Origin of the sequence: Pigmentiphaga sp., from assembly GCF_019689535.1 — a bacterium.
Taxonomy (GTDB): domain Bacteria; phylum Pseudomonadota; class Gammaproteobacteria; order Burkholderiales; family Burkholderiaceae_B; genus Pigmentiphaga.
Map to the genome: position 1 here is coordinate 18,030 of NZ_JADGHH010000017.1, position 10,773 is coordinate 28,802.

A 10,773-nucleotide genomic window follows, 5' to 3' on the forward strand; every position below is an offset into this window, starting at 1 on the left:
GCCGCGCCGGTTGGATGACTGCGGTCCGGCCGGCGAATCACATGGCGTCACCCAGGGGTGGCACCGATGGTCCGCGGGAGCGTGGACCGGTATGCTCTGGGCGCGGCCGCCGAGGGCGGCGCAAGCGCTGGTGCCGGGCACACGGGAGCCGGGCGTGCGGGGGAAGTCCCGGTTGTTATGACACGGAAGTCTGTCAATGAATAGTTCGCTGTTTTTGTCGCAGTTGCTCAATGGCTTGCAGCTCGGCGTGCTGTTGTTCCTGCTGTCGTCAGGGTTGACCCTGATCTTCGGCATCATGAATTTCATCAACCTTGCGCACGGCTCTTTGTACATGGTCGGCGCATTCATCGGCGCGGCCACGTACAACGCGAGTGGTTCGTTCATTTTCGCCATCGCCGCCGCCATCATTTCATCCGGCCTGGTCGGGCTGTTGCTCGAACACGTGGTCGCCAAACCCCTATACCGGCACGACCACCTGTACCAGGTGCTCGCCACCTTTGGCCTGATGATGTTCTTCAACGAGCTGGCCATCGTCATATTCGGCAATCGTCCGTATTACGCTGCCATTCCTTCTGCGCTCGACGGCGCCGTGACGCTGTTCGGCACCCAGTATCCGATTTACCGCATCCTGATCATCGCGGTGGGCGTGCTCGTGGCGCTGGGCGCGTGGTATCTCATCCAGAAGACGCGGTTCGGCATGCTGATCCGGGCAGGCGCGAGCAATTCGCCGATGGTGAGCGTGCTGGGCGTCAACATCGACTTGCTCAAGAAGCTGCTCTTCATGCTCGGCGCAGGCCTGGCCGGGCTGGCCGGTGCGCTCGCCGGCCCCATTTTGTCCGTGCAGTCCGGCATGGGCGAACCCGTGCTGATCTTGGCCTTGGTCGTCATCGTGGTCGGCGGCATCGGTTCGATTCGGGGCGCGTTGGTGGCGGCCATGGTCATTGCGGTCATCGATACGCTCGGCCGTGCGTACATCCCGCAGCTGTTGGGTTCCTTCATGAAGCCCGCCACGGCCAACGCCGTCGGGCCGGCCCTGGCGTCCATGCTGATCTACGTGCTGATGGCGCTGGTGCTGGCTTTCAAACCCAATGGCATTCTGGCGCCTGCCAAGCGCTGAGGAGCCGCCTGGCCCCGGTTGGGGCCGGGCCATCATGCATATTTCTGCAAGGTACACGACATGAACCGCGTCAAACTCGGGGCTTGGTTGATACCGGTCCTGTTTCTTCTCCTCGCCTGCGTGCCGTTCGTCGCGCAGGCCATCGGCGAACCGTTCTACATCACCTTTTTCGCTCGCGTACTGGTGTATGCCCTGGCCGCCTGCGCGCTGAACCTCGTGCTCGGCTTTGCCGGCCTGGTCAGCTTCGGGCATGCCATGTTCATCGGGCTGGGCTGCTATGCAGTCGGGATCCTGACCTACTACGGCTTTAGCGACGGATGGCTGCAGCTGGGCGTGGCCGTGGCGGTCTGCGCGTTGGTCGCCTTGGTCGTGGGCAGCGTATGCCTGCGCACTTCGGGCATCGGCTTCATCATGATCACGCTGGCGTTTGCCCAGATGTTCTATTTCCTGATGGTGAGCATGACGACCTTCGGCGGCGACGACGGCCTGAACATCAATGAGCCGAGCAACTTCGGGCTGTTCGAACTGTCGGGCAGCAGCGAGGTGTATTGGGCGGCGTGGGTGGTCCTGCTGGCGGCCACGGTGTTCATGGCGCGGTTGAAGAAATCCCCCTTCGGCATGGTCCTGCGCGCGACCCACATCAATCCGCGCCGGGTCAACGCCTTCGGTTATTCGGTCTTCCGCGTGCAGTTGGCCGCCTACGTCATATCCGGCGTGCTTACCGGCGTGGCGGGCGTGTTGCTGGCCAATCTCACGGCCTTTGCCTCTCCCAGCTACATGTCCTGGCCCGTGTCGGGCGACCTGATCGTGATGCTGGTCATCGGCGGCCTCGGAACCATCGTGGGGCCGATCATCGGCGCCGTCGCCTTCCTGGTCATGGAGGAATTCTTCAAGGGGCTCACCCAACACTGGATGCTCATCATGGGGCCCGTCATCGTCGTCATTGCCTTGCTGACCCGTAACGGCTTCGGTTGGCTGACGCGCCAGCGCGAGGCCCAATCGGCGCAGACCAGGGCGCCGGTCGCGGGCGAGGTACCCGCCAAGGCCGCGGCAGTCCCCGCAGGAGAAGCGCAATGAGCCTGATCGGACTGAGCACCCAGAACCTGGTCAAGCGCTTCGGCGGGTTGCGCGCGACTGACGGCGTATCCCTGGAGATCCGGCCGGGAGAACTGCATGCCATCATCGGTCCCAATGGGGCGGGCAAGACGACGCTGATCAATCTGCTGACGGGCGAGCTGCGCTCGGACGAGGGCAGCATCAAGATCGGCGGCGAAGAGGTCAGCGGCACGCCCGTCCAGCATCGCGTGGGCATGGGGCTGCTGCGCTCCTACCAGATCACCTCGATCTTTGATGCGTTCACCGTGATCGAGAACGTCTGCCTCGCCGCGATGCGCAAGCGCGGCGTGCGTTGGGCGGTGTGGAAGCCTATGTCCGCCTACGCGGACGTCATGGAAAAGGCCCGCGCCATCATCGAGCAGTGCCATTTGGGCGAAGTGGCCGATACGGTCGTCTCAAACCTGGCCTACGGGCAGCGCCGCCAGCTGGAAGTTGCGATGGCGCTGGCGGCAGACCCGAAGATCCTGTTGCTCGACGAGCCCATGGCCGGCATGAGCGCGGCCGAAGGTGCTGCCGCGATCGAGCTGCTGAGGTCGCTCAAGGGCCGCTACACCATTCTTCTGATCGAGCACGACATGAACGCCGTGTTTTCGCTGGCGGACCGCATCAGCGTGCTGGTCTACGGCAAGATCGTCGCCACCGGCTCGATCGAGGAAATCCGCAACCATCCCGAAGTGCGTCGCGCCTATCTCGGCGACGACGCCGATGCTTGAGGCAGGAGTTCACGCATGCTTTCCATACAAGGGCTGGCGGCCAAGTACGGGTCCTGCCAGGCGCTGTTCGACATCGACCTGGAGGTCAAGCGTGGCGAAGTGGTCGGCTTGATCGGCCGCAACGGCATGGGACGCACCACCGTCATCAACTGCTTGTTCGGCCTGCTCAAGCCGGTTGCCGGGGAGATCAAATTCGACGGACGTGTCCTGAACGGCATGGCGCCTTACCGCGTGGGGCGCCTGGGCCTGTCGCTGGTTCCCGAGGGGCGCCAGATCTTTCCCACGCTGACCGTCGAAGAGAACCTCGTGGCCACGGCCAAGCGCGGTGAAGGTTCTTCATCCTGGACGCTCGAGAGAATCTACGAGCTGTTCCCGCGCCTGAAGGAGCGGCGCACGAACCTCGGCACGCAGCTGTCGGGAGGCGAGCAGCAGATGCTCGCCATCGGCCGCGCGCTGATGACCAATCCGCGCCTGCTGGTGCTCGACGAGGCCACCGAAGGGCTGGCCCCCATCGTTCGCGCCGAGATCTGGAACGTGCTGGCCAAGCTCAAGCAAGACGGGCTGACCATGATCGTCGTGGACAAGAACACCAAGGCGCTGCTGCGCTTGTCGGACCATAACTTCATCTTGGACAAGGGTGTGACGGTCTGGCGCGGCACCTCGTCCGAACTGTCGGCGCGTCCCGAACTCATCGCCCAGTACGTGGGCGTCTGACCTCGCCCGCGCCCGGCCGATCCAGCCGGTCACGCGGCGCGGATTCTCTGTAGGACTTGCTCGTGAGATTGAAGGACAAGACGGCGCTGGTTACCGGCGCTGCAGGGGGTATCGGACTGGCGATCGCCAAGCGCTATAGCCAGGAAGGCGCCAACGTCGTGCTGGTGGATCGCGCCGAAAAGGTCGAGACCGAAGCATTGGCGGCCATGGCCGGCCCGGCGCGCGCCATGCGGGGCGACGTCACGGTGCCGGAACAAGTGGCCGAGATGGTGGCGCTCTGCGAGCGCGAGTTCGGTGGCGTGGACGTGTGCGTGTGCAACGCGGGCGTCATCCGGGCCGCCGAGTTCCTGGACATGACCCTGGAAGACCTGGACTTCGTCATGAACGTCAACGTGCGCGGCACTTTCCTGGTGGCGCAGGCAGCGGCGAAGTCCATGGTCCGCGCCGGGCGGGGCGGCAGCATCATCACGCTCTCGTCCATGACGGCCGAGCTGGCCATGCCCAACCAGCTCGCCTACGGCGCGAGCAAGGGGGCGGTCCGGCAGATGACCAAGGCCATGGCCCTCGCGATGGCACCGCATGGCGTGCGCGTGAATGCGCTGGGTCCGGGCAGCATCGATACCGACATCATGGCCACGATCACCTCCGATCCCAAGGCCATGCGCACGGTGCTGTCGCGTATTCCCATGATGCGCCTGGGCCGGCCGGAAGAAGTGGCGGGCGCCGCCGTGTTCCTCGCCAGTGATGACGCCAGCTACGTGACCGGGCAGACGGTATTCGTGGACGGTGGCCGCCTGGCGCTGAACTACACGGTCGACGTGCCGGAAGCAGGCCAGGGCTAAGCCGCGGTGCCGGGCCATGCCGGCGCTGGAGCATCGCTCGTTCTAGGCCCATAACAGGTGGCCCTTGCGCATGCCGGGGCCACGGCTTCATCTGCCGGGGCAAGCAGCTAAAATGGCCGCCATGTCTGCGCAGCCTACCCCCCCGTTCGTCCATCTCCGCGTCCATTCCGAGTTCTCTGTCTCGGACGGCATCGTCCGCATTCCGGACCTGATCAAGAAAGTCGTGGCGCTGGAGCAGCCGGCGGTCGCCTTGACCGACCTGTCCAACCTATTCGGCTTGATCAAGTTCTACAAGGCGGCCCGGGCCAAGGGCATCAAGGCGATCGCCGGCTGCGACGTCTGGGTGTCCAACCTCGCCGACCGCGACAAGCCGTACCGGATGTTGCTGCTGGTGCGGGACAGGACCGGCTACCACAACTTGTGCGAGTTGTTGACCCAGGCATTCCTCACCAACCAGCACCGCGGGCGCGGCGAGATCATGCCCGAATGGCTGGAGGTGCACGGGGCCGGCCTGGTGGCTTTGTCCGGTGGGCGGCAGGGCGATGTGGGCCAGGCGCTGGAAGCGGGCAACCGCGAGGCCGCGCTGGCCGCCGCTCGCCACTGGATGAAGGTGTTCCCCGACAACTACTTCATCGAGCTGCAGCGCGCGGGCCGGGAAGGGGACGAAGCCTATGTGCAGGCGGCCATGCGGCTGGCGGCAGAGTGCGGGGTGCCGGTGGTGGCGACGCACCCGGTGCAGTTCCTCGAACGCGAGGATTTCCGCGCCCACGAAGCCCGGGTCTGCATCGCCGAGGGCGAGATCCTGGCCAACCCCAGGAGACAGCGTCTCTATACCGAAGAGCAGTACCTGCTTTCGTCCGAGGAAATGGCCGAGCGCTTCGCCGACGTGCCCTCGGCGCTCGCCAACACGGTGGCCATTGCCACCCGTTGCAACCTGACGCTAGAGCTGGGTAAGCCCAAGCTGCCCGATTTCCCCACGCCGGAAGGCGTGACCTTGGCCGAATACTTGGTACAGCTGTCGCGGGAGGGGCTGGAGCGACGCATGGTGCAGCTCTTCCCCGACGAGAAGGAGCGCCAGGCGAACTGGGAGAAATATAGCCAGCGGCTCGAGAAGGAGTGCCAGACCATCATCGACATGGGGTTCCCCGGCTACTTCCTGATCGTGCAGGACTTCATCAACTGGGGCAAGAAGAACGGCGTGCCCGTGGGGCCGGGCCGGGGGTCCGGCGCCGGATCCCTGGTCGCGTTCAGCCTGGGCATCACCGATATCGACCCCATCCGCTACGACCTGCTGTTCGAGCGCTTCCTGAACCCGGAACGGGTATCGATGCCGGACTTCGATATCGATTTCTGCCAGGACAACCGGGACAAGGTCATCGAGTACGTCAAGCAGAAGTACGGGCGGGACGCGGTGAGCCAGATCGCCACCTTCGGTACCCTCGGCGCGAAGGCAGTGATCCGTGACGCCGGGCGGGTCCTGGACTTGCCCTATACCTTCTGCGACACGCTCTCGAAGATCATTCCCCATTCGCCGGCGGATCCCTGGGATTTGGAGCGCGCGCTCAAGGAAGAGCCCGCGTTCAAAGAGCGCTATGACAACGACGAGGAAGCCCGGGCGTTGATCGATCTTGCCCGGCCGCTCGAAGGCTTGACCCGCAACATCGGCATGCACGCGGGGGGCGTGTTGATCGCGCCGGGCAAGCTGACCGATTTCTGCCCCTTGTACTGCCAGCCCGGGCAGAGCCACATCGCCGTCTCGCAGTTCGACAAGGACGACGTCGAGGCCGTGGGCCTGGTGAAGTTCGACTTCCTGGGCCTGCGCAACCTCACGATTCTCGATTGGGCCGTGCGCTACGTGCGCGAGTTCAACGAGGGGATGCGCGACTTCGACATCATGTCGCTGCCGCTCGACGACCCGGAGTCCTACAAGCTGCTGAGCGATGGCAACACCACCGCCGTGTTCCAGCTGGAATCGCGCGGGATGAAGGAACTGCTCAAGAAGCTTCGCCCCAGCAACTTCGAAGACATCATCGCCGTGCTCGCACTCTACCGGCCGGGGCCCCTGGGCTCGGGCATGGTGGATGACTTCGTCAACCGCAAGCACGGCCGCGCCAAGGCCGAATATTTCCATCCCGACCTGGAGCCCGTCCTCAAGAGCACGTACGGCGTCATCGTCTACCAAGAGCAGGTGATGCTGATCTCGCAGATCATCGGTGGCTACACGCTTGGCGGCGCCGATATGCTGCGCCGGGCCATGGGCAAGAAAAAGCCCGAGGAAATGGCCAAGCACCGCGAGATCTTCCAGGCTGGGGCAGAGAAAAAGGGCTACGACCCGGACATCGCCGTCACGTTGTTCAACCTGATGGAGAAGTTCGCGGAATACGGCTTCAACAAGTCGCATACCGCCGCGTACGCGCTGATCGCCTACCAGACGGCGTGGCTCAAGGCGCACCATCCAGCCGAGTTCATGGCCGCCACCATGTCTTCCGACATGGACGACACGGACAAGGTGCAGGTCTTCTGGGCGGACGCCGTAGCCAACAAGGTCAAGGTGCTGCCGCCCGACATCAATCTGTCGGGCTACCGCTTCGAGCCGGTGCTTGACGAATATTCCGCGCGCGGCCAGCCGCCGCGCACGATTCGCTATGGCCTGGGCGCAGTCAAGGGAACGGGGCAGGGCGCCGTCGAGGAAATCTTGCGTGCCCGCGCGGAAAAGGGCCCGTTCAAGGATTTGTTCGATTTCTGCCGCCGCATCGACCGGCACGTCGTGAACCGCCGCGCCATCGAGGCGCTGATCAAGGCCGGGGCGTTCGATTCGCTGTGCCCCAACCGCGCCGCTGTGCTGGCCACGCTGGGTACCGCCATGGACGCGGCCGAGCAAGCGGCCCGTGCCGCCAGCCAGGCCTCCCTGTTCGGCGGCGACGACCACGACGACCTGGCGGGCGAGATGGCCGACGTGGAGCCCTGGGACGAACGCGAGCGCCTGGCGCAGGAGAAGACCGCACTCGGCTTTTATTTCAGCGGCCATTTGTTCGATGCCTATCGCGCCGAGGTCCGGCGCTTCGTCCGGACGCCGCTCTCCAACCTACAGCCGAGCCGTGAGCCGCAGTGGATGGCGGGCATCCTGTCGGCGGTGCGCACGCAGATGACGCGGCGGGGCAAGATGGTGTTCGCCGTGCTCGATGACGGCACCGCGCAGGTGGAGATCTCGGTGTTCAACGAGCTGTACGAGCGGCACCGGGGCAAGCTGCGCGAGGACCAGCTGCTCATCGTGCTGGGCAAGGTCAGCAATGATGAATATTCCGGCGGCATGCGGATCGTGGCCGACGAGCTGTACGACTTGCAGATGGCGCGCGAGGCCAAGGCCAGGGCCCTGTCCATTCGCTTCAACGGCAATGCGCATGTCGAATCGCTGCGCTCAGTGCTCAATCCGCACCGTGCCGATCCGGAGAACGGCTTCCCCGGCACCCCCGTGGAAATCGTCTACCACCGCGAGGATGCCAAGTGCGTGGTGCGCCTCGGCGAAGACTGGCGGGTGCGGGTGCCGGACGTCTTGCTGCAGCAACTGGCCAAGCTGACCGGGCGGCCCGACGACGTGGCGCTGGAGTATTGAGCCGGCGCCGCTCAGGCGACCACAGTGCACCGGCGCTGGCGGGCGACGATGGCCATCAGCGCCGCCGTCATCAGTGTGTAGAACGACGCGACCATCGACATCGCGAACATGACTTCCGTCATGCCGAAGACAAGGAAGCCGGTCGCGAGCAGCAGCCCCATCGTGCCGGCGGTCCGCTCGTCGCGGTGCGGGCTGCGTGCGGCGCGCGCGAAATATGCGGCCGGCACCAGCCATGCGGCCAGGATCGCCAGCGCGCCGAGCGTGCCCAGGGTGGCGAGATTGAACAAAAGCTCGTTGTGCGAATGCCGGTACTCGGCGGCGCGCATCGTGATGATTCCCCGTCGCGCTGCATCCTGCATGGCTTGCCCGTATCCCTGGCGGCTGACGCCGACGAACGGGTGTTCCTTGAATACTTCCACTGCAGCGGTCCATAGCTGCAGCCGGGTTCCGACCGAAGAGTCGAGCTCCTTGCCCTGGCGGTATTCCTGGAGCTCCTTATAGGCGTCGTCGACGCGCTGGGCGACGAAGTCGCTGGACAGGTACGCGCCGGCGCTCGCGGCGGCGAGCGTTGCCATGGCCAGGAGCTTGCGCCAGGCACGCCCGCGCATCAGGAAGAAAAACACGAACGCGAACACGGCCAGCGCCAGCCATCCCCCGCGCGTGCCGGAGGCATAGGCGACATAAAGGCCGGCACCGCCGCCGGCCAGCTTCAGCGCGATGGCGATGCGGCCCCGGCGCGTGGCGGGGTCGGACCAGCCTATGCTCAGTAACGAAAACATGCCCAGGAGCAGCGTGATGTTGCTGAAGGGCAGCAGATTCGAGAAGAGGATTTGCGTGGGCCGCTCGCCGGGCGAGAGGGCGAATTGGTGGTGAAGAATCGCCGCGCCGATCAACGCCCCGCCCGTGCATCCCCACTGGAGCTGCTTGAGCCAGCCTGCCGGCACGGCCAGGAGCAGCCAGAAAAGCGGCCCGAAGAGGGCCATCCGTAGGGGCGTGTCGAGTACCCGGAGGTCCGCGAACACGCGCGGCTGATCCCATCCCACCGCGAGGGTGCTCACCGCCGCGGCAACGAATTGCGCAGCCAGTGCCGCCCAGACCGGCCAATATTGCCGCATGACATGGGCGAAACGCGCTTCCGGCGCCAGGCGGTGCCGCCAGAAGGCGGCGATCATGGACAGGAGGAGGAGCAGGAACAGCAGGCGGTTGGCACTGCCCCGCACTGACAGCGTGAGCGCGGGCAGGAGGGAGATCGCCGCGGCGGCGACGAAGGTCAGCGGAGCGGGCAGGCCGTCGTATGCGGAATGGGGACGGTTCATGAAAGTTCGCAAGCCGCCTTCGTGGAAATCGACATGTCCAGGAGCGCTTCCACGTGAGCGCGAGGGCTCGGGGCGTAGGAAAGGTGATCCAGCGGGACGGCGAGCCGGGCGCGGCCTGCGCGGGCGCGTGCTTCGGCCTGCGCGATCGCGTCGGCCAGCGAGGCCGGCGCATCGACGTCGAAACTCAGGCAAGCCTCATCCGACAAGGCTTCCGTGCTGCCTATGCTGCGCGGCAGGACCGTAGGGGTGCCGCACAGGACGGACTCGGGGCCCACCAGGCCGAAGGGCTCGTAGCGCGAGGCGAGGATGGTGAAATCCGTCGCCCGGTAGCAGTTGGCGATGTCCTCCCGGTACCCGATATACCGGATCTTCGCGGAGCGGGACTCCACCGGGCGGCCGGCGACCAGGAGCGAGACGGGCAAGGCAGTCGAGCTGAAGCAGGCCTCGAGCAGCGGGTAGCCTTTGCGTTCGTGTCCGGTAGACGGGAACAGGAAAGCAGTCGTGCCTTCGGCAATGCCCAGCTCGCGCCTGAGCGCGGCACGCCGGGCATCGTCCACCGGACGGAAGGTTTCCACGTCTACCGGGGGATACAGCACCCGTATCCGTTCCGGCTCGACACCGTAGTAACGGCGCAGCTCGTCGGCCATCATCAGCGAATGGGCCAGCACCAAGTGCGCATGGGCATAGTGGGCGCGTTCCAGCCGGATCTGCCATTGGTCCCAGGCTGTCGGCCGCCGGCCCGACTGGGCCAGGTGGCCGAGGTGGGTGCCCCCGCAGATGGCGATGTCCGACACGGCGGTCCGGCTGCAGCCGATCAGGAGGTCGATGCGGTGGGCCGCTTTCAGGTCGCGCAGGCGGGAGGAGAAGTAGTGGTCGCGCAGTTTGCCGGGCAAGGCCCAGACGGCGATGCGGACCGGTTCCACGTCGCCGTACTCGGGGATGTGGGTGTCGAAATTGCGGGCGAACACGACCGGGCGGATGCCGAGCGCGCGGAACCCCTTGACGAGATCCATGGCATAGCGTTCCATGCCTCCGCCATGGCCGAAGCGATTGCAGGCGATGGCGACCCTCATGCGGGCGTTCTCCGCATCTCCGGCTGGGGCGCCTGCAGCAGGGACAGCACCGCATCCGTCACGGTGCTCGTCCCGAGGCGCTCCATGCATAGGCTGCGGCTGCCACGGTGTCCATCGCAACCTTCGCGCTGGCATGGGACGCAATCGGCGATGGGCTCTTGCAGCATGACCACGTTGCCGCGGACTTGCCGCGGCGCGGCCTTGGCCCACGGCTGGGCCCCCCCCCCCCCCCCGCGGGGGGGCCCCCGGGGTGTTATAAAAAAAACCCC

At 65.6% G+C, this 10,773-nt stretch carries 8 protein-coding genes and 1 pseudogene; 6 read left to right on the plus strand and 3 right to left on the minus strand.

The window, feature by feature from the left end:
• Positions 1–196 precede the first annotated feature (196 nt).
• The 6 genes from IRZ12_RS02880 to dnaE all read left to right on the plus strand — a co-directional run bounded on the left by IRZ12_RS02880 (position 197) and on the right by dnaE (position 8,115).
• Positions 197–1,117 carry a branched-chain amino acid ABC transporter permease gene (locus IRZ12_RS02880; protein WP_296463884.1) on the plus strand — a complete coding sequence of 307 codons (921 nt, stop codon included), beginning with the start codon at positions 197–199 and terminating at the stop codon, positions 1,115–1,117.
• Between the two features lie 60 nt (positions 1,118–1,177).
• Positions 1,178–2,194 carry a branched-chain amino acid ABC transporter permease gene (locus tag IRZ12_RS02885; protein WP_296463886.1) on the plus strand — a complete coding sequence of 339 codons (1,017 nt, stop codon included), beginning with the start codon at positions 1,178–1,180 and terminating at the stop codon, positions 2,192–2,194.
• The gene (locus IRZ12_RS02890) at positions 2,191–2,946 is read left to right on the plus strand and encodes an ABC transporter ATP-binding protein (RefSeq protein ID WP_296463888.1); all 756 of its coding nucleotides are present in this window, start codon (positions 2,191–2,193) and stop codon (positions 2,944–2,946) included. Before IRZ12_RS02885 ends, IRZ12_RS02890 begins: the two co-directional genes overlap by 4 nt.
• 15 nt (positions 2,947–2,961) lie before the next feature.
• Positions 2,962–3,660 carry an ABC transporter ATP-binding protein gene (locus IRZ12_RS02895; RefSeq protein ID WP_296463890.1) on the plus strand — a complete coding sequence of 233 codons (699 nt, stop codon included), beginning with the start codon at positions 2,962–2,964 and terminating at the stop codon, positions 3,658–3,660.
• Between the two features lie 62 nt (positions 3,661–3,722).
• The gene (locus IRZ12_RS02900) at positions 3,723–4,502 is read left to right on the plus strand and encodes an SDR family NAD(P)-dependent oxidoreductase (RefSeq protein ID WP_296463892.1); all 780 of its coding nucleotides are present in this window, start codon (positions 3,723–3,725) and stop codon (positions 4,500–4,502) included.
• A gap of 121 nt (positions 4,503–4,623) precedes the next feature.
• The gene (gene dnaE, locus IRZ12_RS02905; protein WP_296463926.1) at positions 4,624–8,115 is read left to right on the plus strand and encodes a DNA polymerase III subunit alpha; all 3,492 of its coding nucleotides are present in this window, start codon (positions 4,624–4,626) and stop codon (positions 8,113–8,115) included.
• An 11-nt stretch (positions 8,116–8,126) separates the two neighbouring features.
• On the opposite strand, the gene IRZ12_RS02910 is transcribed toward dnaE, so the two are convergent.
• The 3 genes and pseudogenes from IRZ12_RS02910 to IRZ12_RS02920 form a co-directional block, all read right to left on the minus strand.
• Positions 8,127–9,431, minus strand: coding sequence for an O-antigen ligase (locus IRZ12_RS02910; protein ID WP_296463894.1), 1,305 nt, complete (start codon positions 9,429–9,431; stop codon positions 8,127–8,129).
• Positions 9,428–10,504, minus strand: a complete 1,077-nt coding sequence (locus IRZ12_RS02915) for a glycosyltransferase family 4 protein (protein WP_296463916.1) — start codon at positions 10,502–10,504, stop codon at positions 9,428–9,430. The genes IRZ12_RS02910 and IRZ12_RS02915 overlap by 4 nt, the downstream gene beginning before the upstream one ends.
• Positions 10,501–10,773, minus strand: a pseudogene (locus IRZ12_RS02920) (hypothetical protein); the annotation flags it as partial. The gene IRZ12_RS02915 and the pseudogene IRZ12_RS02920, both read right to left, overlap by 4 nt.

What these genes read in the sequence shown, in the direction of transcription:
- dnaE (WP_296463926.1), top strand. Translation starts at nt 4,624, where the DNA reads ATGTCTGCGCAGCCTACCCCCCCGTTCGTCCATCTCCGCGTCCATTCC.
- IRZ12_RS02910 (WP_296463894.1), bottom strand. Translation starts at nt 9,431, where the DNA reads ATGAACCGTCCCCATTCCGCATACGACGGCCTGCCCGCTCCGCTGACC.
- IRZ12_RS02890 (WP_296463888.1), top strand. Translation starts at nt 2,191, where the DNA reads ATGAGCCTGATCGGACTGAGCACCCAGAACCTGGTCAAGCGCTTCGGC.
- IRZ12_RS02885 (WP_296463886.1), top strand. Translation starts at nt 1,178, where the DNA reads ATGAACCGCGTCAAACTCGGGGCTTGGTTGATACCGGTCCTGTTTCTT.
- IRZ12_RS02915 (WP_296463916.1), bottom strand. Translation starts at nt 10,504, where the DNA reads ATGAGGGTCGCCATCGCCTGCAATCGCTTCGGCCATGGCGGAGGCATG.
- IRZ12_RS02895 (WP_296463890.1), top strand. Translation starts at nt 2,962, where the DNA reads ATGCTTTCCATACAAGGGCTGGCGGCCAAGTACGGGTCCTGCCAGGCG.
- IRZ12_RS02880 (WP_296463884.1), top strand. Translation starts at nt 197, where the DNA reads ATGAATAGTTCGCTGTTTTTGTCGCAGTTGCTCAATGGCTTGCAGCTC.